The 24,734-nt window shown below is 76.3% G+C and carries 21 protein-coding genes; 8 read left to right on the top strand and 13 right to left on the bottom strand.

Annotation, left to right across the window (positions count from 1 at the left end; translation table 11 throughout):
• The first annotated feature begins 6 nt into the window (after window positions 1-6).
• A complete protein-coding gene (gene cobN / locus QRT03_RS22900; protein ID WP_286055373.1) occupies window positions 7-3,657 on the top strand; it encodes a cobaltochelatase subunit CobN in 3,651 nt (1,216 codons plus the stop codon).
• Window positions 3,658-3,689: 32 nt separating this feature from the next.
• Here cobN and QRT03_RS22895 read toward each other — a convergent pair whose 3' ends face one another.
• From QRT03_RS22895 to QRT03_RS22850, 10 genes are all read right to left on the bottom strand, one after another.
• Window positions 3,690-4,499 (bottom strand): SAM-dependent methyltransferase, encoded by an 810-nt coding sequence (locus tag QRT03_RS22895; protein ID WP_286055372.1) that lies wholly within the window; start codon window positions 4,497-4,499, stop codon window positions 3,690-3,692.
• Between the two features lie 112 nt (window positions 4,500-4,611).
• Window positions 4,612-5,109: a MerR family transcriptional regulator gene (locus tag QRT03_RS22890; protein ID WP_286055371.1), complete on the bottom strand. Its 498-nt coding sequence runs from the start codon at window positions 5,107-5,109 to the stop codon at window positions 4,612-4,614.
• Between the two features lie 53 nt (window positions 5,110-5,162).
• The gene (locus tag QRT03_RS22885) at window positions 5,163-5,909 is read right to left on the bottom strand and encodes an FHA domain-containing protein (RefSeq protein ID WP_286055370.1); all 747 of its coding nucleotides are present in this window, start codon (window positions 5,907-5,909) and stop codon (window positions 5,163-5,165) included.
• Window positions 5,910-5,946: 37 nt separating this feature from the next.
• Complete coding sequence (locus QRT03_RS22880) at window positions 5,947-7,254, bottom strand: vWA domain-containing protein (RefSeq protein ID WP_286055369.1); 1,308 nt, start codon at window positions 7,252-7,254, stop codon at window positions 5,947-5,949.
• Complete coding sequence (locus tag QRT03_RS22875) at window positions 7,251-8,447, bottom strand: protein phosphatase 2C domain-containing protein (protein WP_286055368.1); 1,197 nt, start codon at window positions 8,445-8,447, stop codon at window positions 7,251-7,253. The genes QRT03_RS22880 and QRT03_RS22875 overlap by 4 nt, the downstream gene beginning before the upstream one ends.
• Window positions 8,444-10,750 (bottom strand): tetratricopeptide repeat protein, encoded by a 2,307-nt coding sequence (locus tag QRT03_RS22870; RefSeq protein ID WP_286055367.1) that lies wholly within the window; start codon window positions 10,748-10,750, stop codon window positions 8,444-8,446. Before QRT03_RS22870 ends, QRT03_RS22875 begins: the two co-directional genes overlap by 4 nt.
• Window positions 10,747-11,979, bottom strand: a complete 1,233-nt coding sequence (locus tag QRT03_RS22865; protein ID WP_286055366.1) for a hypothetical protein — start codon at window positions 11,977-11,979, stop codon at window positions 10,747-10,749. Before QRT03_RS22865 ends, QRT03_RS22870 begins: the two co-directional genes overlap by 4 nt.
• Before the next feature lie 5 nt (window positions 11,980-11,984).
• Window positions 11,985-12,962: a glutamate ABC transporter substrate-binding protein gene (locus QRT03_RS22860; RefSeq protein WP_286055365.1), complete on the bottom strand. Its 978-nt coding sequence runs from the start codon at window positions 12,960-12,962 to the stop codon at window positions 11,985-11,987.
• The gene (locus tag QRT03_RS22855) at window positions 12,959-14,320 is read right to left on the bottom strand and encodes a hypothetical protein (RefSeq protein WP_286055364.1); all 1,362 of its coding nucleotides are present in this window, start codon (window positions 14,318-14,320) and stop codon (window positions 12,959-12,961) included. The genes QRT03_RS22860 and QRT03_RS22855 overlap by 4 nt, the downstream gene beginning before the upstream one ends.
• A gap of 85 nt (window positions 14,321-14,405) precedes the next feature.
• Window positions 14,406-15,020: a C40 family peptidase gene (locus QRT03_RS22850; protein ID WP_286055363.1), complete on the bottom strand. Its 615-nt coding sequence runs from the start codon at window positions 15,018-15,020 to the stop codon at window positions 14,406-14,408.
• Window positions 15,021-15,222: 202 nt separating this feature from the next.
• On the opposite strand from QRT03_RS22850, the gene QRT03_RS22845 reads away from it, so the two are divergent.
• On the top strand, window positions 15,223-15,960 hold the full coding sequence (locus QRT03_RS22845; RefSeq protein ID WP_425604882.1) for an undecaprenyl-diphosphate phosphatase: 738 nt from the start codon (window positions 15,223-15,225) through the stop codon (window positions 15,958-15,960).
• Here the strand turns inward: QRT03_RS22845 and QRT03_RS22840 are convergent.
• A complete protein-coding gene (locus QRT03_RS22840; protein WP_286055362.1) occupies window positions 15,896-16,420 on the bottom strand; it encodes a type II toxin-antitoxin system PemK/MazF family toxin in 525 nt (174 codons plus the stop codon). The genes QRT03_RS22845 and QRT03_RS22840 overlap by 65 nt on opposite strands.
• Before the next feature lie 49 nt (window positions 16,421-16,469).
• Here QRT03_RS22840 and QRT03_RS22835 point away from each other — a divergent pair, with 49 nt between their 5' ends.
• Window positions 16,470-18,104, top strand: a complete 1,635-nt coding sequence (locus QRT03_RS22835) for a Na+/H+ antiporter (RefSeq protein ID WP_286055361.1) — start codon at window positions 16,470-16,472, stop codon at window positions 18,102-18,104.
• Here the strand turns inward: QRT03_RS22835 and QRT03_RS22830 are convergent.
• Entirely contained in the window at window positions 18,093-19,751 is a 1,659-nt protein-coding gene (locus QRT03_RS22830; protein ID WP_286055360.1) for a dihydroxyacetone kinase family protein, read from the bottom strand. The two genes, QRT03_RS22835 and QRT03_RS22830, sit on opposite strands and share 12 nt — an antisense overlap.
• Before the next feature lie 121 nt (window positions 19,752-19,872).
• Between QRT03_RS22830 and QRT03_RS22825 the strand changes: the two genes are divergently transcribed.
• Together QRT03_RS22825 and QRT03_RS22820 are read left to right on the top strand one after the other, a co-directional pair.
• The gene (locus QRT03_RS22825) at window positions 19,873-20,544 is read left to right on the top strand and encodes a thermonuclease family protein (RefSeq protein ID WP_286055359.1); all 672 of its coding nucleotides are present in this window, start codon (window positions 19,873-19,875) and stop codon (window positions 20,542-20,544) included.
• 52 nt (window positions 20,545-20,596) lie between these two features.
• Window positions 20,597-20,875 (top strand): MSMEG_0570 family nitrogen starvation response protein, encoded by a 279-nt coding sequence (locus QRT03_RS22820; protein WP_286055358.1) that lies wholly within the window; start codon window positions 20,597-20,599, stop codon window positions 20,873-20,875.
• Here the strand turns inward: QRT03_RS22820 and QRT03_RS22815 are convergent.
• On the bottom strand, window positions 20,872-22,314 hold the full coding sequence (locus tag QRT03_RS22815; RefSeq protein ID WP_286055357.1) for a serine/threonine-protein kinase: 1,443 nt from the start codon (window positions 22,312-22,314) through the stop codon (window positions 20,872-20,874). The genes QRT03_RS22820 and QRT03_RS22815 overlap by 4 nt on opposite strands.
• A 257-nt stretch (window positions 22,315-22,571) precedes the next feature.
• Here QRT03_RS22815 and QRT03_RS22810 point away from each other — a divergent pair, with 257 nt between their 5' ends.
• The 3 genes from QRT03_RS22810 (at window position 22,572) to QRT03_RS22800 (ending at window position 24,669) form a co-directional block, all read left to right on the top strand.
• Complete coding sequence (locus QRT03_RS22810; RefSeq protein ID WP_345783276.1) at window positions 22,572-23,069, top strand: MerR family transcriptional regulator; 498 nt, start codon at window positions 22,572-22,574, stop codon at window positions 23,067-23,069.
• Window positions 23,066-23,266 (top strand): hypothetical protein, encoded by a 201-nt coding sequence (locus QRT03_RS22805; RefSeq protein WP_286055356.1) that lies wholly within the window; start codon window positions 23,066-23,068, stop codon window positions 23,264-23,266. Before QRT03_RS22810 ends, QRT03_RS22805 begins: the two co-directional genes overlap by 4 nt.
• Window positions 23,267-23,397: 131 nt before the next feature.
• Window positions 23,398-24,669, top strand: a complete 1,272-nt coding sequence (locus tag QRT03_RS22800) for an FAD-dependent monooxygenase (RefSeq protein ID WP_286055355.1) — start codon at window positions 23,398-23,400, stop codon at window positions 24,667-24,669.
• Window positions 24,670-24,734: the final 65 nt, after the last annotated feature.

Here is a 24,734-nt window from a genome sequence, read left to right as displayed (position 1 = left end):
TTGCGCGTGCTGCTGCTCCTCTCGACGTCCGACACCGACCTCCGCTCGGCCCGCGCCGGCAGCGAGGGGGCGGCCGACGGGGCCCTGGCCTGGCGCTGGGCGAACCCGTCGCGGATCGACCCGGAGGCGGACCTGCCGGGCCTGCTCGACGGTGTCGACCTCGTCGTCGTGCGCCTGCTCGGCTCGCGGCAGTCCTGGGAGACCGGACTCGACCTGCTGGCCGCCGGTCCCCGCCCCGTCGTCGTCCTCGGCGGGGAGCAGGCGCCGGACGCGCAGCTGATGGAGTCCTCGACGGTGCCGGTGGGCGTCGCGACCCAGGCGCACCTCTACCTCGCCCAGGGCGGCCCGGACAACCTCCGCGAGCTCGCGGCGTTCCTCTCCGACACCGTGCTGCTCACCGGGCACGGGTTCGCCCCGCCGGCGGAGATGCCGACGTGGGGGCGGCTCCCGGGCTGGACGGACGTCGACGGGTCCGGCCCCCGCGTCGCCGTCGTCTACTACCGCGCCCACCACATGGCCGGGAACACCGCGTTCGTCGACGGGCTGTGCCGGGCGGTCGTGGACGCCGGCGGCATCCCGGTGCCGGTGTTCTGCGCCAGCCTCCGCAGCCCGGACGCCGAGCTGCTGGACGTCCTGAAGACCGCCGACGTGCTCGTCACGACGGTGCTCGCGGCCGGCGGCTCGAAGCCCGCCTCGGCCTCCGCCGGTGAGGACGACGAGTCCTGGGACACCGGCGCGCTCGCCGCCCTCGACGTCCCGATCCTCCAGGCGCTCTGCCTCACCCGTAGCCGCGAGGAGTGGCTCTCCGACGACGACGGCGTCAGCCCGCTCGACGCCGCCAACCAGGTCGCGGTCCCGGAGTTCGACGGCCGGATCATCACCGTGCCGTTCAGCTTCAAGGAGACCGACGCCGACGGCCTGCCGGTCTACGTCGCCGACCCCGAGCGGGCCGCCCGCGTCGCCGGACTCGCGGTGAGCCACGGCCGCCTGCGGCACCTCACCAACGCCGACAAGAAGATCGCGCTCGTCCTGTCCGCCTACCCGACGAAGCACGCCCGGATCGGGAACGCGGTCGGGCTGGACACCCCGGCCTCCGTCGTCGCCCTGCTGCACGCGATGCGCGACGCGGGCTACGGGGTCGGCGAGATCCCCGGCCTCGAGGAGCGCGACGGCGACCTGCTCATCCGCGCCCTCATCGACGCCGGCGGCTACGACCAGGACTGGCTCACCGAGGAGCAGATGGCGGCCAACCCGGTCCGCATCGACGCCGCGGAGTACACCGCGTGGTTCGAGACCCTGCCCGAGGACTTCCGCGCGGGCGTCGAGGAGCACTGGGGCGCGGCGCCGGGCTCGATGTTCCTGGACCAGGGTTCGATCGTCCTGGCCGCCATCGAGCGCGACCACGTCGTCGTCATGATGCAGCCGCCGCGCGGGTTCGGGGAGAACCCGATCGCGATCTACCACGACCCCGACCTGCCGCCGTCGCACCACTACCTCGCCGCCTACCGCTGGCTGCAGACCGGCTTCGGGGCGCACGCGCTGGTGCACGTCGGCAAGCACGGGAACCTGGAGTGGCTGCCGGGGAAGACGGTCGCGTCCAGCGCGTCCTGCGCCCCCGACCCCATCCTCGCGAACCTGCCGCTGGTCTACCCGTTCCTCGTCAACGACCCGGGGGAGGGCACGCAGGCCAAGCGCCGCGCCCACGCCACGCTGGTCGACCACCTCGTGCCGCCGATGGCGCGCGCCGAGTCGTACGGCGACCTCGCCCGCCTGGAGCAGCTGCTCGACGAGTACGCGTCGATCCAGGCGATGGACCCGGGCAAGATCGAGGCGATCCGCGGGCAGATCTGGCAGCTCATCCAGGCCGCCAAGCTCGACTCCGACCTCGGGGTGAACGACCAGCCCGACGACGAGCGCTTCGACGACTTCATCATGCATCTCGACGGCTGGCTCTGTGAGATCAAGGACGCGCAGATCCGCGACGGCCTGCACATCCTCGGCCGCGCGCCGGCCGGGCAGGAGCGGGTCGACATGGTGCTCGCCGTGCTGCGGGCGCGGCAGATGTGGTCGGGCACGCAGGCGCTGCCGGGGCTGCGCGAGGCGCTCGGGCTCGACGAGTCGGCGGGTGCGGCCGGGCGGACCGACGTCGACCGCGTCGAGGAATTGGCCCACTCGCTCGTCGTCGGGATGGAGAAGCGGGGATGGCTTCCCGACGATGCCCCGGACGTGGCCCTGGAGGTCCTCGGCCCGGCGGCCGGAGACGGAGCGCAGCGGAGCTCGACCATCGAGACCGAGACGGTCGAGCGCATCCTGCGGTTCGCGGCCACCGAGGTGGTCCCGCGGCTCGACCGCACCACCGAGGAGATCGACGGGGTCCTGCACGCCCTGGACGGCGGGCACGTGAAGGCCGGGCCGTCGGGCTCGCCGCTGCGCGGGCTGGTCAACGTGCTGCCGACCGGCCGGAACTTCTACTCGATCGACCCGCGCGCGGTGCCGTCACGCCTGGCGTGGGAGACCGGCCAGATGCTGGCCGACTCGCTGCTCGAGCGGTACCGCGACGACCACGACGGCGAGTGGCCCACGTCGGTCGGCCTGTCGCTGTGGGGGACCGCGGCGATGCGGACCAGCGGGGACGACGTGGGCGAGGCGCTGGCGCTGATGGGCGTGCGGCCGGTGTGGGACGAGGCGTCGCGGCGGGTCACCGGGCTCGAGGTGGTCGACGCGGCCGAGCTGGGCCGGCCGCGCGTGGACGTGGTCCTGCGTATCAGCGGGTTCTTCCGGGACGCGTTCCCGCACGTCGTCGCGACGATGGACGACGCCGTGCAGCTCGTCGCGGGGCTGGAGGAGCCGGACGAGGACAACTTCGTGGCGGCACACGCCCGCGCGGACCTGTCGTCGGGAAGCACGTGGCAGGCCGCGACCACCCGCATCTTCGGGTCGCCGCCCGGGGCCTACGGGGCCGGCCTGCTGCAGGCGATGGACTCGCGGGAGTGGCGTGGCGACGCCGACCTCGCGGAGATCTACACGACGTGGGGCGGGCACGCGTACGGGCGCGACCGGCAGGGCGAGTCGGCGGTCGAGGAGATGCGCGCCGCGTACCGGCGGATCGCGGTCGCGGCGAAGAACATCGACACCCGCGAGCACGACATCGCCGACTCGGACGACTACTACCAGTACCACGGCGGCATGATCGCGACGGTCCGCGCGCTGACGGGGGCCGCGCCCGCGGCCTACGTCGGGGACTCGACGCGGCCCGAGGCGGTGCGGACGCGGTCGCTGATCGAGGAGACCGCGCGGGTGTTCCGCTCCCGCGTGGTGAACCCGCGCTGGATGGCCGCGATGCGCCGGCACGGCTACAAGGGTGCGTTCGAGATGGCCGCGACCGTGGACTACCTGTTCGGCTGGGACGCGACGGCGGGCACGGTCAGCGACTGGATGTACGGGTCACTGACCGAGAACTACGTGCTGGACCCGGAGAACCGGCAGTTCCTGCGCGACGCCAACCCGTGGGCGCTGCACGGCATGGCCGAGCGGCTGCTCGAGGCTGTGGACCGCGGGCTGTGGGAGAACCCCGACCCGGCCATGGTCGAGTCGCTCCGCGAGGCGTTCCTGGAGGCGGAGGGTGACGCCGAAGGCGATGTGGCTGACGCCAGGTGAGCACCTGTTGTCGCCATAGGGACAACAGGTGCTCACCTGCGCGCAGCGCACACCACCGCGTAGAAGCCGCTCGTCTCGGCGCCGGAGGCGACCGGCCAGTCGACCGCGTCCACGATGCCGGGCGGGAGGGGCTCCCAGGCCCCGAGGATCCGGTCGAGCTCGGCCCGCCCGCGCAGGCGCAGCGGTGCGACGGCCGCCTCGATGATCGGCCGGACCTCGGCGGCCTCCTCGGCGGCGAGCTCGTCGGGGTGCGCCACGCTGATCACCAGACGGCTGCCGGGGGCGAGGGCGCTCCGGTAGGCCTCGAAGGTCCGGGCCAGCTCGGTGCCGTCGCTGTCGGCGACCCACTGCAGCACGGAGTTGCACACGAGGGTCACCGGTCGGCCCAGGTCGAGCGGGCCGGTGGCGAGCTGGGTGAGCACGCCGGCCGCGTCCCGGAGGTCCGCCTCCACGACCGCGACCCGCCCGGCCTCCTCGGCCGCGAGGAGGTCGCGGGTGTGGGCGACGGCCACCGGGTCGACGTCGACGTAGACCACCCGGGCGTCCGGCCCGACGAGCGAGTGCAGCCCGGCGGGAGAGGGGATGCCGGCTCCGAGCTCGAGGAACTGGTCGCACCCGCCGTCGAGCGCGTCGCGGACGGCGCGGGCGACGAAGGCGCGGCCCGCCTGGATGCGCCGGCCGAGCCCGGGGTCCATCGCGAGCATCTCGTTCACCGCGGCACGGTCAGGCGCGAAGTTCGCCCCGCCGCCCACGAGGTAGTTCGTCGCGCGCGCGAGATTCGGTCGTGTCGCCAGCTCCGGACAGCCGTCCGAGGCCTGCCCCCGCCCCCCGGTCCGATCCACCCCGACTCCCGTCACCGACCCCACGACCCCTCCATCGCACTAGGCCGTTCAGGTGTAACACGGAGTCCCGACGGACGGCGGCGCGAGCGGGTGTTTCCGCCCGGCCGCGCCGTCACCCGGCGCAGGACCCGCCGTACGTGGTGATCTTGTAGTCGACGACGGCCAGGGCCGTCTGCAGCTCGCGCAGGTGCGCGACCACGGCCTCCCGGTGCTCGAGGAGCATCGCCAGGCGTCGGTCGGACGTGTGCGGACCCTCGAGGGCGAGCTCGACGTACCGGCCGACCGACGCGATCGGCATCCCGGAGAGGCGCAACCACGTCACGAACATGACGCGGCCGAGGGCGGCGCGGTCGTAGGCGCGCCGCCCGGCGGCGTCCCGGTCGACCGTGACGAGCCCGATCCGCTCGTAGTAGCGCAGCGTGTGGGCCGTGATGCCCGTCAGCTCGGCGACCTCGGCGATCCCGAGCGTCTCCGGGAGGTCGTCGGGCAGGGCCATCGCGCGGAGGAGCTCGCCGTCGAGCGGGGGCAGCGTGCCGTCGTCGGTCGCGGCGGACTCCATCACCGCTCGCAGACGCGCCGCCGGGTGGTGGTCCTCGAGGGTGCTCGTCATGCGTCGAACCTAGGACTTCGAGCGCACTCGAAGCCACCCCGACGGCGGGCGGGTCAGCGGCGCTCGATCACCAGCGTCGTGAACGCCCCGACGTGCACCCGGTCGCCCGCGCGCAGCGGGACCACGGTGTCCAGGGCGATCGGGTCGTCGGAGTAGTTGATCGTGGTGCCGTTGGTCGAGCCCGGGTCCAGGACCGACCAGCCGTCCCCGCCCCGGTCGTCGGCCACCGGGAGCAGCACCGCGTGCAGGTGCGACACGCCCGGGTCGAGCGGCGGGCCCGCCAGGTCGATCTGCGGCGGGGGCGTCGACCCGTTCACCCGGCGCCGCCCGATCCGCACCTCCGCGCCGAGCAGCGGGACCTCCGCCGACGGGTAGTAGTTCGGGAAGGTCACCGCGGCGATGTCCGGGCCCTCCCGGGCCACGACCGACTCGTAGTACCGGCGGTCGGCCTCCACGGTCACCAGCCAGGTCCCCTCCGGCTCCGGCCCGTTCCCGACGGCGGGTGGGGCGGCCGGTGGGGCGGGAGACGGCGCCGGTGCCGGGGTGGCCGCGCTCCCGCCCTGCAGGACGAAGTCGTGGCCGTCCTCCTCACAGAACCGTCCCGTCCTCGGGGTGCCGCACCGCGGGCACACCTCGGCCGTGCCCTCACCGACCGCTGCCGTCGCCGCTGGGGCGGGGGCCGGCGGGGCCGGAGTGGACGCCGGCACGGGCGCGCCGTCGGGGGTGATCGGGGCGCCGCACTCGTCGCAGAAGTCGTCGGTCTCCGAGGCGTGCCCGTTCCGGCACACCGCGGGGCTCACCGGGCGCCTCCGTCCGACCCGCCGTCGCGACCCGCCGTCACGAACCCTCCCGGACCCGCGCGGTGCGGGTGGAGCGCACGTCCAGGGTCATCTCGTCCGCGGCGGCCACCTCGCGACGCAGCCGGACGCGGCCCGTGGCCGGATCCTGGACCTCCACGACCTTCTCCAGCAGCGCCGACGTCTCCGCGTTACCGGACTCCGCGGCCAGCGCCACGGCGCGCCCGAGCCGGGCCGTCGCCGTGGGGAGGTCACCGGCGCGCCGCGCGTCGAGGCCCTCCTGGATGGCCTCGGCGAGCTCGGCCTGGCCGGTGTAGTGCGCCACCCGGCGGTTCAGCCGGGTCGCGAGGGCGGAGTCCCCGGTCCAGGTCACCGGCACGCGGGTCTCCGCGAGCGCCCCGCCCGCCTCGGCGAGCGACGGCGCCGCGACACCGATCCGGGCCGCGAGGATCTCCTCCCCGACGGCGAGCGGGTCCAGCGCGATCCGCACGTGGTACTCCCGGGTCTCGTCGCCCCACGAGCCGGTGGGGTAGAGGCCGATCAGCGGCTTCGCCGGGTCGGGGGTGCGGCGGTCGGTGAGGTCCTCGACGGTGGGGGACACCTGCTTGACCGAGCGCACCGTCGCCCCGCGCGGCGCCCACACCCGCAGGGCGACGTCCCCGACCCCGCGTCCCATCGCCCGCTCGACGATGCCCTCGAAGTCGGCGGCGAGGTGCTCGGGCTCGGCGACGATGTCGGCGGTGCCGAGGAGCGTCTGGGCGATGCCGCGGACCTCCTGGACCACCCAGTCGGTCCCGACGCCGCGGGCGTCGCAGGTGAACACGCCGTCGCAGGCCTGCAGGGCGGCCGCGAGGTCCTCCGGGGTCTCGTGCTCGTCCTTGCCGTCGGTCAGCATGATCGCGTGCCGGAGCCGGCGGGGGTGCGGCGCGAGCAGCCGCTGGGCGAGCCGCAGCCACGTCCCGATCGCGGTACCGCCCGAGGGCGTGAGGTGGTCGACCGCGGCGTGCGCCTGCCGGCGCGTCACGCGGTCCAGCACGACCATCCGCTCGGCCTGCGGGAACACCATGCGCGCGTCGTGGCGGCCCGCGACCACGGCGAGCAGCACCCCGTCGGGCAGCGCGTCGATGGCCGCCCGGGTCGCCCGGCGGGCCGCCGCGATCTTCGTCGCCGGGTCGCCCATCGAGCCGGAGCAGTCGATCATGACGACCTCGGCCGCCTCGGTGGTGGCCGTCCCCGCGGTCCCGGCGAGGCCGGACGCGGTCACCGAGACGATCGCGTCGACCTCCGAGCCGCCCTCGGGCAGGTAGCCGTTGTGGAACGCCTCGACGGTGAACTGCGGCGTGCTCACGACACGCCCTCGAGCGGCTCCCAGTACCCGACGTCGATCACGACGAGCGTGGTGTTGTCGGTCCCGCCGTCGTCGAGCGCGGCCTCGAGCATGGCGGTCGCCGTCTCCCGCGGGGTCCCGGCGACGAGCCGCGCCAGGTCGTCCGGCGCGGGCACGTGGTTCCAGAGCCCGTCGCTGCAGATCAGCACGAGGCCCGGGCGGTCGGCGGCGTGCGCCACCACGTGCGCGGGCCCCGGTGGGCCGTCCGCGGCGACCCACCGGGTGATCGCGTGGGCGCGCGGGTCGGCGTAGGCGGTCTCGGGATCGAGCAGCCCGATCGCCACGGCCTCCGCCGCCCACGAGTCGTCCGTGGTCAGGACCGCGGAGCCCGCGGGCTCGCCGGGGGAGAGCCAGTAGGCGCGGCTGTCACCGATCCAGGAGATGACCAGCACCTCGCCCGCCACCAGCGCGGAGACGTAGGTGCAGGCGGGGGAGTCCCGCCCGGCCAGGGCCGACACCGCGTCGACGGCGGAGTCGGCGCACTGGTGTGCGAGCTCGGTGAGGTCGATGCCGCCGGTCGGGGCCAGCTCGGGGTCGCCCTCGTCGGGGTGGGCGAGCGTGTCGCGGGCGGCGTCGAGCACCGCGGCGCACGCCGTCACCGACGCGCGCTCGCTGCCCGGGACGGACGCGACGCCGTCGCAGACCACCCCGACCACGAGATCCCCGGCGTCGCCGGCCAGCGTCAGCCGCGCCAGGCCGTAGGCGTCCTCGTTCGCGGCCCGGACCCGGCCGAGGTCGGTGATCGCCGCCGCGCCGTGGACGGCGTGCTCCGCGTGGTCGCGGGAATCGGGCGGGACGGTGCCCGGGCCGGTGTCCCCGTCGGCCGTGCCGTCCGCCGGCGGCCCGCAGTCGTCGCAGAAGCCGTCCTCGGCGATGGTCCCCTCCCCGCACGCCGCGCACGGCGATCCACGGTCGGCGGCGGCCGACCCGTCCTCCTCGGATACCCCGGCCCCGTCGTCCGCACCGGGTGCGGCCCGCCCGTCCCGCTCGGCCCGGGGGCCCAGCGCGACCCGCGCCGTCACCGGCCACGACCGCGGCTCCGGCGGCGGGCCGACCGTCTCGGGCAGTTCGGTGCCGCAGCCCTCGCAGAACCGGTCGCCCGCCTCGCCGAGCTCTCCGCACGTGGGGCAGGCGGCTCCCACCGCGGCCGTCATCGCGCGGTCCACGGCCGCGCGTCGTTGGCCGCGTCGACCAGCGCGAAGCGTTCCGCGAGGGTCGGGGCGAACCGCGCCCGCAGGCGGTACCGCTCCTCGAGGCCGAACCCGAGCCCGTCGTCGTCGAGCGAGCAGCCGAACAGCGCGCCGTCGGCGTGCTCGGCCGGGCCGGCGGTGCGGCGGTAGGCCTCGAGCACCTCGGTCTGCAGCTCGGCGGCGCGCAACGGGTCCACCTCGATCGCCTCGGTGCGTGCCCCGGCCTCCATGACCGCCGAGCGTGTCAGATCCGGCGCGCCGAGGAGCACCCGGACGGCCGCGACCCGGGCGTCGGCGGCGTGCACCGACGTCGGCGGGACCTCGTCGAGGACCTCGACGGCCCCCGCTCGGTCGTCCGCGGCCACCCGGAGCCGGGCCAGCGCGAACGCCGCGCCGGTCCACGTGCGGTCGGTCCGCCAGATCCGGGCGAACCGCTCCGCGGTGACGCCCCCGTCGTCCCCCGCCGTCCGGTGCTCGCCCAGGACGGCGAGGGCGAACTGCGGGGCGAGCTCGCCGGGCAGGGCGTCGGACACCTGGTCGACGAGTCGGGCGGCGAGTGCCTCGGCCCCGGTCGCGGCGGCGTGGCGGGCCCGCAGCCACGTCCACGTCCACTCGCCGAGCACGGCGTGCTCGTCCAGGGCGGCCCCGGCGGCGTCGGTGTCGCCGGCGTCGAGATGGGCGGCCACGGCCGAGAGACGGGCCTGGTCGGTGTCCAGCGCGCCCTCGGCGGACACCGCGGCCAGCACGGCCCGGGGGCCCTGCGCGGCGGCGGCGACGAGTTCCGGCGTCGAGGGGTCGTCCGGGTCGGGCAGGGGCGCGGGGAGCGCCGCCGCCAGCTCGCCCGGCGTGGCCGGGGCGTCGATCCCCACCGACGCGGGCGGGGCGGCGAACATCGTGGAGAGGCGCGGGGGCGGGGTGGTGTGCTCGGCGGTGAGCTGCCGGAGCACGCCGACGATCTGGTCGGCGAGCTCGTCGATCGAGCCGAACCGCTCCGTCGGCTCGAGCGCCGTGGCGCGGTCCAGCAGGCGGCGCAGCGGCTCGTGCTCCAGCGCGGGGGCGTCGTCCGGCAGCGGCAGCACGTCGCGCATCGAGCCGTGGAAGTCGAAGTTCGCCACCAGGACGGCGATCGTCCGGCCGACGGTGTAGACGTCGGAGGCGACCGACGGCCCCGCGCCCTCCGGGGAGATCTCCGGTGCCTGGTAGCCGACGGTGCCCCACACGTCCCCGCCCGGGTCGTCGATCCGGCGGACGGCCCCGAGATCGATCAGCGTCACCTCGGTGCCGGTCTGCACGACGTTGTCGGGCTTGAAGTCGCAGTAGAGCAGGCCCCGCTCGTGCATGTGCGACAGCGCCGGCAGCACCTCCAGGACGTAGGCGAGCGCCGGCTCGGGCGACATCGGCGTCCGCGGGTCGCGCATCGCCTTGAGCGACCGCCCGCCGATGTACTCCATGACGATGTAGGTGGCCGCGTCCTCGTCACCGGCCCCGGTGACGACGTTGTAGATCCGCACGATCCGCGGGTGGACCAGCTGTGCGAGGAAACCCTGCTCGGCGTCCGCCGCGGCCAGCGCCGCGGCGTCGCCGGTGTTCAGCAGGCCCTTGAGGACGACCCACCGGTCGCGCACCTTGCGGTCGCGGGCGAGGTAGATCCACCCCAGGCCGCCGTGCGCGAGGCACCCCAGGACCTCGTACTGGTCCGCGACGAGGTCCCCCGCGGCCAGTCCGGGGGTGAAGGAGAAGCGCGTCCCGCACTGCGGGCAGAACCCCTCGGTGCGTCCGGGCCGGCCGTCGCGCCCGCGGCCGACCGGCGCGTCGCACGCCCCGCAGTGGCGGCTCGACTCCGGGACCACGGGGTCGGCCAGCACCGCCTCGGCCGGATCGGCGGCGGGCTCCGGCTCGATCGGGACCAGGCCCGCGCCGATGCGCCGCCGGCTCGAGCCGGACCGGGTCCGCCCGGAACCGCCGCGTCCCGACCCGGTGCGCGTCGACCCGCTCCGTCCGGACGGCGTCGACCCCGACCCGGAGCCCGGACCCGGGGCCACCGCCCCGGCCGCCGTCGCGGGCCCGGTGCCGGACGTGCCCGTGGCTGCGGTGGCCGGTCCCGCTCCCGGTCCCTGTTTCGACGCAGCCGCCGCCGTCGACGGGCCGGGGTCCGGGGACGCGGACCCGGCAGCGGGCTGCGGGCGCCCGCAGGTGTCACAGAACCCGTCGTCGATGTCCCCGTCGCAGCCGGGGCGGGTGCACCGGGTCGGTGCCGTGCTCGTCACGAGCCCGCCCCGTCCTCGAGCGCGCGCTGGTAGGCGCGCACCGCCACGGTCGCCGCGGCGAGGTCGCAGGGCGCGCTCCACAGCAGGTCCTGCGCCCGGGAATGCAGCGCGTCGAGGTCGAGGTCCTCGCTGCGGCCGCGGGCGGACGCCTTGGCCCGCAGCGCGCCGAGCCGCCCCCGCAGCTCCGCCCGCCGGTCGAGCAGGCCCCCGAGCACGGCCCGGTCGGACTCCGCGGACGCGCGGGCCGCCGCCAGCCCGGAACCGGCGGCGGCGAACCCGGAGGAGGCGGCCTCCCACCGCCCGGCCCGGGCGTCGCCGTGCGCCTCGCGGACCGCCGCCCGCAGCTCCGGCGCCCGCCGCTCGGGCACCGGCAGGCCGGGCGGTGGGGCGATCACCCGCGCCACCTCCGCGGCGACGGCGGCCGCGTCGGCCTCCAGCGCCGCCAGCCCGTCGACCTCCGCGGTCAGGCCGGCGACGCGCTCGTCGAGACCCTCGCGCAGGCCCCGGGCCTCGGCGAGGGCCGCCCGGACCTCGTCCAGACCGGCGGTGACCTCCGCGAGCCCGGCCGCATCGACCGGCTGCGCCACCGTGGCGTGCGGCAGCGGGTCGCCGAGGACCGCCGCGCGCAGCGCGTCGGCCCGCTCGGCGAGGCGGTCGAGCCGGGCGGCGGCCGTCGGGTCGGACGCGGCCGCCACCTCCGCGCGGAGCCCGTCCAGCCCGCGCTCCACGGGACCGAGCTGGGCGGCCACGGCCTCCCACACGGCGGCGACCGCGGCGACCACCCCGGTCACGGCGTCGAACCCGGCCCGCATGCGGCCGAGCAGGGCGTCCGCGCTGGTGCGGGTGACCTCGGACGTCGGACCGAGCAGCCCGCGACGCTGCAGCGGCACCGCCTCCTCCGCGACCACCACCGACTCGCCGTGCAGCGCCTCGGCGACCGCCGTCAGCTCCTCCGGGGTCGGCCGGCTGCGGGTGCCGCGGGCCTCCCGGGCCGCCGCCACGGCGCGGCGGTACAGCGCGAGGTCCCGGTGCAGCTCGGCGACGGTCGCGAGGGTCTCCTCCCGCCGTCGCGCGGAGACCCCGGTGAACCCGCCGGGCGCCAGCAGGCCGTAGCCCGGGTGGGCCTCGAGGTCGACCAGGGCGGCCGACGCCCGGACCACGGCCTCCTCGGCGTCCGCGACGTCGGCGTCGATCCGGTGGCGGTCGGGCACGGCGAAGCTGTGGGCCATCGTCGTCACCCCGCGTACGAGCCGGCGGCCGGGACCGCGGCCGCATTGCCGACGGTCGAGGTGGCGATGCGCGCGAGCGTCCCGTCGGCCCGCAGCCGGTCCAGGACGCCGTTGACGAAGCGCAGCAGGTCGGTGTGCTGCGGCGCGACCGCGATGCCGTACGGCTCGGAGCCCAGCGGCGCACCCCGGACCACGAGCCGGGGGTCCTCCAGGGCGAACCCGGTGAGGATGGTGTCGTCGGTGGTGGCGGCGTCGACCTGACCCTGCTGGAGCAGCACGAGGCAGTCGCTGTTCTCGGGCACCCCGACCGCGACCGGGGCCCGTCCGTCCGCCCCCCGCGCGGTCTGCAACGTGGCCATGGACGTGGTGCCCAGCGGCGCGCACACCGGGCGTCCGCCCAGCTCGGCGACCCCGGTCACCGGCGAGGTCCCGGGCACGACGAGACGCTGCGTCGCCTCGTAGTACACCGACGACATCCCCACCTGCCGCTTGCGCTCGCACGTGATCGTCATGGCCTGCACGACCATGTCGACCGACCCGGCGAGCAGGTTCGGGATGCGTTGCGACGAGCTCTCGATCCGGAACCGGACCCGGTTCGGGTCGCCGAGGAGGTAGCGGGCCATCTCCCGGGCCACCGCCACGTCCAGGCCGGTCAGCTCGCCGGTGCGGCCGTCCCGGTAGCTCAGGGGGACCGTGGACTGGTCGATGCCGACGATGAGAGCGCCCCGCGCCACGATCGCGGCCATCGTCGAGCCCGCCGGCATCACCCCCGGGGCCGGAGGAGGCGTGGGGGTGAGGCTGACCCGCGGGTCGCCGCAGCTGGTGTCGCGACCGGCCGGGGGAGGCCCGGCGAGGACGGTGGTCCCGGCCGGGACCGGGCGCACCGGCTCCGCCGGAGCGGGCGGCGGGGTCGACGAGCAGCCCGCCAGCAGGGCCGCCAGCGCGACCAGGGCCGCGACGAGCGGCCCTACGCGCGCCCTCACCGGTACTCCTGCAACCGCGGCCACACCCCGGCGACCAGCCCGCCGAGCGCGACGAGCGTCAGCACCACCGTGCCGAGGGCGAGCAGCGTGGTGGCGGCCCGCGCGGCCGCGGCGTCGTCCGCGCCCGTCCCCGCCGTCGTGGTGATGGCCCGGTCCAGCGCGTCCTGCACCTGCTCGACCGAGCCCTGTCCCGCGTCCGGCCCGGTCCCGAGCGCCAGCGCGACCGCCAGGTCGTACTGCCCGGACAGATCCAGCGTGCGCACCAGGTTGTGCACGACGATGCCGTTGCGCCCGGCGGCCTGCGCGGCGGCCGCGTCCGCCGCCACCGGGCCCTCACCGGCCTCGTCGCGCGCCCGGTCCAGCTGCCCCTGCCACCCGTAGAGCGCGACGCTGCGCCGGACGTAGTCCTGCTCGTAGGCGCCTCCGGTGGAGCGCGCGACGAGGGTGAGCACCTCGTCGCTGCGCGACTGCAGCACCGCGAAGCGCGCGGCGACCAGCTCGCGGTTCGGCGCCGTCCCGTCGCCCCGGGCGCTCGCCGTCAGCACCGCGCACGAGCCGAGAGCGAGGGCGCCCCACACCCCGAGCAGGGCCAGCGCGGCGCCCGCGAGCGCGACCCCCGGGGTGAGCCGGCGCCGGGTGGTGTGCGCGATCCGCCGGTGCAGCCGCCACACGGCCACGAGCGCGACCACGAGGGCGAGCACCGCGAGCAGGGCCCAGACGGCACCGTCCGCCCCGTCCTGTGCGTCCGCGAGCTCCGCCGACTGGACGTCGTAGATCTGCTGCGCCGCGGGCAGCAGGTCGGCGCGCAGGAACGAGGACGCCTCGCGCAGGTAGGCCGACCCGTAGGTGAGGCCTTGACGGTCGGCCGAGCGCGCCGTCTCGACGAGGCCGGTGTACACCGGCACGCCCTGGGTGAGCGTCGTGACCGCGGCCGCGTCGGCACCCTCCCCGGCCGAGGCCGCGCCGACCACCGCGAGCGCGCGCCCCGCGGCCGCGAGGTCGGTCTGGTAGCGCAGCCGCAGCGACTCCGGCTCGCCCGCCCCGAGCAGGAACCCCTGCCCCGCGCTCGCGTCGGCGTCGGAGAGGGCCCGGTAGAGCTCCTGCGCGGAGGCGGTGAGCGGCCCGCTGCGGGTGACGACGTCGTCCGCGGCGGCCTGCGTGCGCAGGACGGCGACGAGCGTGAGGACGCCGGCGAGCAGGATCAGCAGCAGCGTGACCAGGGCCGCGCGCGCGAGCTGCCCGACGCGGGTGGTGCGGCCGAGCTCGACCAGCTCCGCCGCCCGGCCCCGCCATCCCGACGCGCCGGCGGGCTCCTCGTCGGGCCGCACGGGAGCGGACCGCTCCGCCGCGAGGCTCATGCGCTCCACCCCCCTCCCTCGTGGTGTCGATCACCCTAACCGAGGGAGCCGACACCGTGACCCGGGTCGCGGGGCGGTCCGGGCGTCAGTACGGCGCGTACGCCCAGCCCAGCGGGTGCTGGAAGTAGCCCACTGGGACGATGCCGACCCGGTGGTGGGCACTGGACGACACCACCCGGCCGTCACCGAGGGAGAGCGCGACGTGTCCGTCGGAGGAGGTGTCGTAGAAGACCATCGCGCCGCGCGGGGCGTGCTGCCAGTCGGAGTGCTGGTCCTGGGAGCGCCAGTCCTGGATCGCGCTCGCGTAGTGCCCCTGCGTACCGAACGCGTTCTCCACCGCGCGCTCGCACCAGTTCTCGTAGGCCGTCGACCCGATCCGCGACTCGAACCGCTCGATCGCCGCGTCGACCTTCTGCGCCTGCGCCGCCATCCCCGCGGCCTTCGTGAGCTCCGGGACCGCCGCGGCCGCCGACGTCGGGTCCGCGTCCACCGGCGCGACCGCCGGGGTCCCGACGGCGGGGCTGCTCCCGGCGGTCAGGTGCAGGTCGGCGGCCACCGTGGTCACCGTCGACGCCGCCACGTCGGGGGCGTGTGCCCCGGCCGAGCCGAGGGCGGCTGCACCGACGGCCCCGGCGGCGATCCCGAGCACGGCGGTCAGCGGGTGCAGCCCGGACAGCGGGGTGGACAGGGCAGCGGTCATGGTGCGGGGTCACCTCTTCTCCGGCGGCCGGTCGGTGGGAGCGGGGGAGCGTGACCGGGCCGTGATCCGACCGGGTCACGATAGCAACCGAATCGTCGCCCGCACGTCGGACCCGATTCCTTTCCGCGTGTCCTCCCGACATTTTGCGAATTCTTGGTCGATACGCTGCCGGGAACGACGTCCACGGGAGGATCGCCAGGTCGTGGGACATCTGAGTTGGCTCGAGGCTGCCGTGATCGGGGCCCTGCAGGGCGTCGCGGAATTGTTCCCGGTGTCCAGTCTGGGGCATTCCATCCTGCTGCCCGCCGTTCTCGGTGGGTCGTGGGCGCGCGATCTCGACGTGACCGCGCCCGATTCGCCCTACCTGGCGTTCGTGGTCGGCCTGCACGTCGCCACCGCGCTCGCGATGGTCGTGTACTTCCGGCGCGACTGGGTCCGGATCGTCGGAGGGCTGCTCACGAGCATCCGGGACCGCCGGGTGGCGACCGACGACCAGCGCCTCGCGTGGATGCTCGTGCTCGCGACGATCCCGGTCGGGCTCGCCGGCCTGCTGCTCGACCAGGTGTTCCGCACGCTGCTGGCGAAGCCGGTCCCGGCGGCGGCGTTCCTGGTGGCGAACGGGGTCCTGCTGATCGCGGTCGAGGAGCTCGCCCGGCGGCGGGGGTCGGTGAGCACCGTCGACGCGCCGACCGTGCGCCTGGACGCGCCGACCCGGGTGCTGCCCGGGACCGTCGGCGTGGCGGCGCCGCCCACGGCCGAGCAGCGGGCCGACGCCCGGCTGGCGCGCCTGCCCGTGCTCACCGCGGTGCTGGTCGGCGCCGCGCAGATCCTCGCCCTGCTGCCCGGCATCAGCCGGTCCGGCCCGGCCGATGGGCCTAGTGCCAGCCGTAGGACGAGCGCAGCTCGCCGGCGACCCGGTCGAAGCGGTCCTGCGGCATGATCGCGCCCTCCCGGCGGATGCCGTGCTCGGGCACCTCGAGGACGCGGTCGAGGCGGACGTAGGAGTCGCGGCCCTCGCGGTCCCACGGTCCCGATCCGATCGGCACCCAGTTCGCGTCGTCGGCGCGGTGGCCCTGCGAGGACAGCATCAGCCCCAGCAGCTCGCCCTCCTCGCTCGCGCGGGCGACGACGAGCACCGGGCGGTCCTTGCCCTGTGAGGCGTCCTCCTCGTAGGGCACCCAGGTCCACACGATCTCGCCGGGGTCGGCGGCCCCGTCGAGGTCCGGGGCGTAGCTGATCTGCCGCGCTCGCTCGGCCGACGGCACCGTCCGCACGCCCCCGGGCATCGGCGGGGGAGGACCCGCCGGCTCCCGACGACCGGAGTCGTTCTCCCCGCTCGAGGTCAGGATGTCCAGCCCGACCTGCACCGCCTTGCCCACGAAGTCCCCGAATCCCGGCATGGGGCACAGCATGCCGAACCCGCGCGCGAGGGGACCGTAGGGTCTGCCGGTGACCGTGCTCCTCGTCGTCGTCGGCGCGATGCTCGCCGCGGTGCTGCTGGCCGGGGCCGGCGACCGGCTGCGCCTGCCGTGGCCGGTGCTGCTCCTGCTCCTCGGCGCCGCGGCCGCGTTCGTCCCGGGCATCGAGGCCCCGGACATCGACCCCGAGCTGATCCTGCCGCTCTTCCTGCCGCCGCTGCTCTACGCCACCGCGCAGCGCACGTCGTGGGCCCTGTTCCGGCAGCGGTGGCGGGCGATCGCGTTCCTGGCGGTGGGACTCGTCGTCGCCACGGTCGCGGCCGTGGCGGGCACGCTGGTCGCCCTGACCGGGGTGACGGTCGCCGCGGCCCTCGCCCTCGGGGCCGCGGTGGCGCCGCCGGACCCGGTCGCGGTCGAGGCCGTCGCGGGCCCGCTGGGCGTCCCGCGCCGGCTGGTCTCGACGCTCCAGAGCGAGGGCCTGTTCAACGACGCCACCTCGCTGGTCGTCTTCACGACGGCGGTCGGGGCCGCCTCGGCCGGCGGCGAGCTCGGCGGGGTCGCCATCGTCGTGCAGTTCGTCTACGGGGCGGTGGTGGCCGTCGTCCTCGGCGTCGTCGCCGCGTGGCTCGCGCGGCGGCTGCTCGACCGGCTCACCGACGTCGTCGCCGGCAACGGGCTCACGCTCGTCCTGCCGTTCGCGGTCTACCTCGGCGCCGACGCGCTCGGGGCGTCCGGGGTGATCGCCGTCGTCGTCACCGCCCTGCAGATGCGCCAGCACTCCGACGCCGACGCCTCCGAGGCCCGGCTGGCGGCGGCCTCGTTCTGGAGCGTCGTCGAGCTGCTCGTGACGGGGGTCGCGTTCGCCCTGATCGGCCTCGAGCTCCGCACGGTCGTGGAGCAGGCCGACCGGTCGCTCGGCACGATCCTCGCGCACGCCGGGATCGTGTGCGTGGTCGTCATCGGGGTCCGGGCGCTCTGGATGACGGTGGCGTGGCTGACCAACGGACGCGCGGCATCGGCGCCGGAGCGGGCCCCGGCGACCGCGGCCGAGACGGTGGTGCTGACCTGGGCCGGGATGCGGGGGCTGGCGACCCTGGCCCTCGCGCTCGCCCTGCCGCTCACGCTCGACGACGGCTCCCCGTTCCCCGACCGCGCCGAGCTCGTCATCGTGGCCTGCAGCGTGCTCGTCGTGACCCTCGTCGGCCCCGGCCTGACGCTGCCGTGGCTGGTCCGCCGGCTCGGGCTCCGCGAGGACGACGGGGTCGCCGCGGAGGCCGAGCGGGCGCTGGCGGCGCGGGCCCGCCGGGCGGCCCTCGACGAGCTCGCCGCAGTCGACCGCCAGGCCCTCGGGGTGGACGACGACCAGGGCGAGCAGGTCCTCGACGAGATGCGCACCCGGTTCGCCCGGATCGGTCGCGCCCTCTCCGGGGACGACGTCGGCCGCCCGGGCGAGGACGACGACGGCGACGACGCCGACGACTACCGCGAGCGCCTGGCCCGGATGAGGCGTCGGCGCGAGCAGTGGCAGCGCCTGCAGGCGGTCGCGCTCGCCGCGGCCCGCCGCGAGGTCGTCGCCGCACGCGCCGAGCCCGGCACGGACCCGGAGGTCGCCGACCGGGTCCTGCGCCGCCTCGACGTCCGCACGCTCGGGACCTCAGGCCTCTGAGGCGAGCGCCGCGAGCCACACCGTGACGGCCTCCGCGCCCGCGTCGCGGTGCCCGTGGACCCGGTCGCCCAGGTAGGACGACCGCCCGCGCCGCGGGGCCATCGTCTCGGTCGCCGCCGCCCCCTCGCGGGCCGCCGAGAGCGCCTCGTCGACCGACCTGGACGCCGCGAGCGCGGATGCCGCCGGGAACAGCGCGTCGAGCATCGTCCGGTCGCCCGCCTTCGCTCCGCCCAGGTCGGAGACGCCGTCGGCACCCGCTTGCAGCGCCGTCGCCCACGAGCCGCCGTCGGCCAGGTGCTCGGCCGCGTGCAGCAGCCCGGTCGCGTACAGCGGGCCGGACGTGCCGCCGATCGCCCGCCGCAGCGTCGCCGCGATCCCGCGCAGCACGGCCACCGGGTCGTCCCAGCGGTAGGAGTCCAGCTCCTCGCCGACCGCGTCGGCCCCTCGCAGCAGCGAGGTCCCGAGGTCGCCGTCGCCGGTCGCGGTGTCCAGCTCGGTCAGCCGGGGCTCGGCGTCGCGCACGGCGGCGCACACCGCCTCGACCCTCGCCCGCAGGTCGGCCGGGGCCGGCACGCCCGACGACGGGGCGAGGTCGCCGGCCTCGTCGACGCCGGCGTCGGGCACCGTCGGGACCCCGCCCGCGACCGTGCCGGAGCCGGAGGGCCACGCGGCGGAGCGGGCGGGCGCGTCCAGCCGCGCCAACCGCTCGTCGTCCAGCCCGAGCACGGCCACCGAGAACCCGGCCATGTCGATCGAGGACAGGAACGTGCCCGCCCACGCCCGCTCGACGCCGATCCCACGGGACTCCAGGTTCTCCAGCGCGCGGCGCAGCAGGATCGACAGCTCCATCGGCGGGGTCGCCCCGGTGCCGTTCACCAGCACGGCGACCCGGTCACCCCGGGCGAACCCGCGGTCGGCGCACACCGTCTCCACGACCTCGTCCACCAGCTCGTCGGCCGGCCGCAGCGACTCCCGCCGCACGCCCTGCTCGCCGTGGATGCCCAGGCCGATCTCGATCTCGTCGTGCTCCAGGACGAAGCCCGGCTCGCCCGCCGAGGGCACGGTGGCGGCGGAGAGCGCCACCCCCATCGTGCCGACCGCCCCGGCGGTCTCCCGGGCCGCGCGCGCCACCTCGTCGAGCGGGACCCCGGCCGCGGCGGCCGCGCCCGCCACCTTCGTCACCAGCACGGTGCCCGCGAGCCCGCGGCGCCCGGCGGTCACGTCGTCGTCGGCGTCGAGGGCGACGTCGTCGGCGACCGTGACCATCTCGCACGCGATCCCCTCGGCCCGGGCGAGCTGGGCGGCGAGCCCGAAGTTCAGCCGGTCGCCGGTGTAGTTCATGACGACGAGCAGCACGCCCGGGTGGTCGCGGAAGGCCCGGATGCCGGAGAGCACGGCGTCGGCCGACGGCGACGCGAACACCTCCCCGCACACCGCTCCCGCGAGGTGGCCCGGCCCCACGTAGCCGGCGTGGGCGGGCTCGTGTCCCGATCCACCGCCGCAGAGCACCGCCACCTGGTCGGTCGGCAGGTCCGTCCGGACGAGCACGCTGGTGCCCTCGACCAGCGCGGCGCCAGGGGTGGACCGCACGACGCCCTCGAGCGCATGGGCGACGACGTCGCCCGGGGCATTGATCAGCTTCTTCACGACGACGGGTTACCCGCGGCGATCACCCGTTCAGCGTCCGCACTCACCCCGATGCGGCCGACCCGGAAGGTGTCGCCCGTGCGGAGACCGGCAACAGGACGTACCCGGACGAAGGAGGGTGATGGGCGACCACGGCGGCGGACCGGGCACGGGCGCCCACCGCGCGGTGCGGCGCGACCCCGCGCCGCTGCGTCTCGCGGCCGCGGGCCTCGTGCTGCTCGGGCTCGGCGTCGCGATCGGCCTCCTGGTGGCCCCCCGGTCCGGCGAGACGCCCGCGGCGCCGACCGCCGCCGTCGTCGCCACCCCCACGACGGCGGGCCCGACCTCGCCGGCCTCGCACCCGACCCTGCTGGGCGAGGTGGTGCGCGTCGACTCCGGGGACGAGGTCGTGGTGCGCACCGGCGACGGGACCGAGCACGTCGTCGCGATCCTCGGGATCACCGCGCCGCGCGTGGCCGGTCCGCAGCGGGCGACGGGGGAGTGCGGCGCGGCGGAGGCGCTGCGCTTCGCCGACCGCACGCTCGGCGGGCAGACCGTCACCCTGGTGCCGGACCCGTCCGTCCCCGAGACCGACGACGCCGGGCGCCGACTCGCCTACGTGGTCCTGGGCACCCAGCTGAACTTCACCGACGCCGCCCTGCTGACCGGGGTCGTCACCACGGACACCTCCCGCGCGCTGCGCTACGCCCCGGTGTTCGACCGCGAGCGGCAGGAGGCCGTCGACGGCGACCGCGGGATGTGGGGCGCGCCCTGCCGGGCCGTCCCGGGGAGGGCGTTGCCCGTCGGACGGTGATCCGCGGCCCAGGTCCTGCCCGGACGGGCCGTCGTCGTCGAGGATCGTCGGCATGCCCGAGATGCACGCACGCCTGCGCTGGCCGGACGGGACCACCGAGCGGGTGTACTCGCCGTCGCTGGTCCTCGCCGAGTACCTCGAGGAGGGCGGGCGCTACCCGCTCGAGGACTTCGCGCGGCGCAGCCGGGAGGCCCTGACCGAGGCGAGCGAGCGGGTGCGGGCGAAGTACGGATTCCCCTGCTCGCGGGCGGCGGCGTCCCTGGCCGGCATCGAGGCCGCGGTGGCCCGGCAGCGGGACGGCGAGGTGCTGGTGGAGGCGCTCGAGCGTTAGCGGCCGCCGCCGAGCACGCCGCCCAGCAACCCCCCCACGCCGTTGAGGACCTGACCGACCGCGCCCGGGCGCTGCGTGCGCGTCGGCTCGACCGCCGGCCGCTCGGCGGGCTGCTCGGCCCGCTCCGTCGGCTCCGGCTCCTCGACGGGCTCCGGTGTCGTGCGGGTCGGCGTCGTCGTGCGGGTCGTCTCCGGGAGCGCGACCGGACGCACCGGCTCCTCCGGGATCACCGTCCGCGGGTCGGGCGGGCGGGCGGTCGTGGTGTCGTCCTCCGGCTCGTCGGTCGGGGGAGCCGGCTCCGACGACGGCGGGACGACGATCGCGGGCGCCTGTGTGTCCGGCGCACCGACGGTGGCCCCGCCGGCCACGACCGCCGGGCGGTCGTCCGCGGAGACCTCGGCGACCGGTCCGGAGGTCGCGATGGCGACGGTGCCGGCGAGCACCGCGCTCGCGGCGAGACCGGCCAGGACGAGGACACCGCGCGTGCCGGTGGCGCGCGGGGCCCCACGACGGACGGGTCCGCCCCGGGCGAGGGCGCCCCCGACGACGGCCAGCGGCCCGACGCCGACCCGGGTGGCGGGGCCGCCCGTCGTGAGGCCGGGCGCGGCCACGACGGTCGTCGCGGCCGGCTCGGCGGCGACGAGGGCCCGGCGGAGCACGGCCGACACCGCGGCGGCGTCGGGGCGGTCGGCGGGGTCGGCCGCGGTCATCGCGGTGAGCAGGCCCGCGAGGTCGTCGTCGAGGCCCTCGGGCAGGACCGGGCCGCGGTCCAGGCGGGCCTGGGCCGCGCTCAGCGGGTCGCCGGGGAAGGCCCGCCGCCCGGTGAGGGACTCGATGAGCACCAGGGCGAGCGCGTACACATCGGCCGCCGGCCCGGCGGGCTCCCCCCGGACCTGCTCCGGGGCGAGGTAGGGCGCCGCGCCGACGGTGAGGCCGGTGTCGGTGATGCGGGGCGCGTCCGCGACCAGGGCCACGCCGAAGTCGGAGAGGTGGGCGCGCCCGTCGAGGTCGTAGAGCACGTTCGCGGGGCCGACCCCGCGGTGCGTCACCCCGGCGCGGTGCAGGTGCTCGAGGGCGCCCCCGACGGTGGCCGCGGTGCGGAGGGCGTCGGGGAGGCCCAGTCCGCCCCCCGCAGCGGCGATCCGGTCGGTGAGCGACCCGCCGTCGAGCAGGGCCATGACGACGAACGCCCGCCCGTCGTGCTCCTCGACGTCGTAGACCGGGACCAGGCCGGGGTGGTCGAACCGGGCGAGCAGGCTGAGCTCGCGCCCGGCCCGTGGGTCGGACTCCACGCGGAACGACTTGACCGCGGCGTCGCGCCCGAGCAGCGAGTCGTGCGCCCGGAACACCACCGAGCCCACACCGCGGCCGATCACCGGCCCGGCCCCGTAGCGTTCGGCCAGGCGGACGGGCAAGGGCGGGACACCCACCGTCGTCATCCGGGTCACCCTCCACCGCTCGCCGGTCTACCGGATCATCCCGGTCGGTTACCCCATCCGGCCCATCCTCACCGTCCCATTCCCTCGAAGATGTGACGCCACGCCGTTCCCGGTGATCCGGGTATCTGAATCGTTGACAGAACTTGCAGTCGCGAGTAGAAATTTCGCACGGGCCGCCCGGCGTCGGGCCGCGCGCGGCCTGCACGTCAGAGCAGTCCCGGGACTCCCGGGGGACGACCGCAAGGACGCGACGAACAGTGGGCGCCGAGGGCCTCGACGACGAGGACGTACCCGCCCTGACCACCGGTCAGGCCGCGGACGTCCTCGGAGTGCAACCGGCGTTCCTGCGCAGCCTGGACGCGGGTCGCATGCTGCGCCCGCAGAGATCGGCGGGCGGGCACCGGCGCTGGACGCGTCGGCAGCTGACCCTCGCCGCCAGGGTGCGCGCGCTCTTCGACGAGGGGCTGACCCTCACCGCGGCCTGGAAGGTCGTCACCCTGGAGGACCGGGTGGGCGAGGTCACGCGCGAGCGGGACGTCGCCCTGGCCGAGCTCGACCGCACACGCCGGGAACTGGCCCGTGTGCGGCGGGAGTCGGCCGAGGCAGTGAAGGCCCGTGCCGAGAGCACCGCTCGGACCGGGTCGTCCGGGACCGCCCACCGCGTGCCCGGGCTCCAGCGGATTCCCGGGCCGGTCCCGGGCACCGCACGATCGTCGACCACCCCTGCGACCACCACGGACATCACACAGCCATGAAGCTCATCGACCCCACCCGCACCCACCGCCCGACGGTCCTCCGCCGCCCGATGCCGCCGTCGCTGGCCCGCATCCCGCTCGTGGACCTGTGCACCTGCAAGCACCCCCGCGAGTCGCACGAGCACTACACCGTCGCCCAGGACTGCGCGCAGTGCGACTGCCGCGGCTTCGTCCGCTGGGAGCCCGCGGGCATCTGAGTCCGCCCCTCCGCCGGGCCCCCGTCGTCCGTGTCCGCACGGCGTGACGGGGGCCTGTCCGCGTCCGGGGAGGACGGAGACCCCGGTCGCTTCCGAGGGCGTGACGAGATCGTCCCGCCTACCCTGGGTGCGTGACCACCGTCGACGAACCGGCACGAACCGGACCGACGATCACACCACGTACCGGTCCGCGGGCCCTCGTCGTCGGCGCCGGGATCGCCGGCCTCGCCGCGGCGACGTCCCTGCACCGCGCCGGCTGGCGGGTGACCGTGTGCGAGCGTGCGCCGGCCCGGCGCACGGGCGGCTACTTCGTGCGGCTGGCCCCCGAGGGCGTGCAGGCCGCCGAGCGGCTGGGGGTCGACGAGGCGTTGCGGAGCCGGCTGCCCGCCGACGGGATCATCACCGGGGTCGACGGGCGCGGGCGCACCACCTCGCGGGTCGACGCGGCGATCGTCGAGGACGGGGTGAGCCTCGCCCTGGTGCGCGGTGACCTCGAGGCCGCGCTCTGGGACGGGCTGCCCGCCGAGGTGGAGGTCCGGTTCTCGACGGCCCCGCGCGCGGTGCGCGACGACGGGACGGTCGAGTTCGACCACGGGACCGACCGCTGGGACCTCGTCGTCGGGGCCGACGGCATCCGCTCGACGGTCCGGGAGATGGTGTTCGGGCCGGAGGCCGAGTTCCGTCACGACTTCGACCACGTCGTGATCTCCGCGGTCCTGCCACAGCTCCCCGGGAGCCTGGTCGAGGGCGACTACGTGGTGCTCGTCGAACCCGGACGCACCGCCCACCTGATGGCGATGTCCGGCCACGCGCCGGTGGTGTTCTTCACCTACCGCGCCGACCTCGCGCAGGCCGTCGGAACCGAACCGGTCCGGCGCCCGGAGGAGGCGCTCCGCGCGGTGTACGGGGACTTCGACGGGTTGATGCCCGAGATCCTCGACCTGGTCGCCGAGGCGGGGACCACCCACGCCGACACCGTCGGGCAGATCCACCTGGAGCGCTGGAGCCGGGGGCGGGTCGTGCTGCTGGGCGACTCGGCGTGGTGTCCGACGCTCTACTCCGGGCACGGGTCCGCCCTGGCCCTGTCCGGCGGCGAGGCCCTCGGCCGCCACCTGCGCGTGGCGCCGGACGGCACCGGGCCGGCCGACGTCGCCGCGGCGCTCGAGGCCTGGGAGGCCGAGCAGCGGCCCGGCACCCGGACCGCCCGCACGGCCGCCCGTCGGGCGCGGCACTTCTTCCTCCCGGGCAACCGGGTCGTCACCGCGGTGCGCGCGGTCGCGCTGTGGGTGGCGTCCTGGCCGCTCGTGTCCCGGGTGTTCGGCAGCGGGTCCCGGACCCGGGGTGCGGACGTTCACCGGACGGTCACCGCGTCGTCCGGGCCGGCCCGGGACGGTGCTCCGTAGACTGTCGACCGATCAGGGATCCACGGAACACGGCTACCCTCGACGGTTCGGCATCGTCACGCACC

This window comes from Actinomycetospora termitidis, from assembly GCF_030286555.1.
GTDB classification, from domain to species: Bacteria; Actinomycetota; Actinomycetes; order Mycobacteriales; family Pseudonocardiaceae; genus Actinomycetospora; species Actinomycetospora termitidis.
The sequence above is the reverse complement of the archived record's forward strand: the minus strand, read 5'-3'. Positions and strand labels throughout refer to the sequence as shown.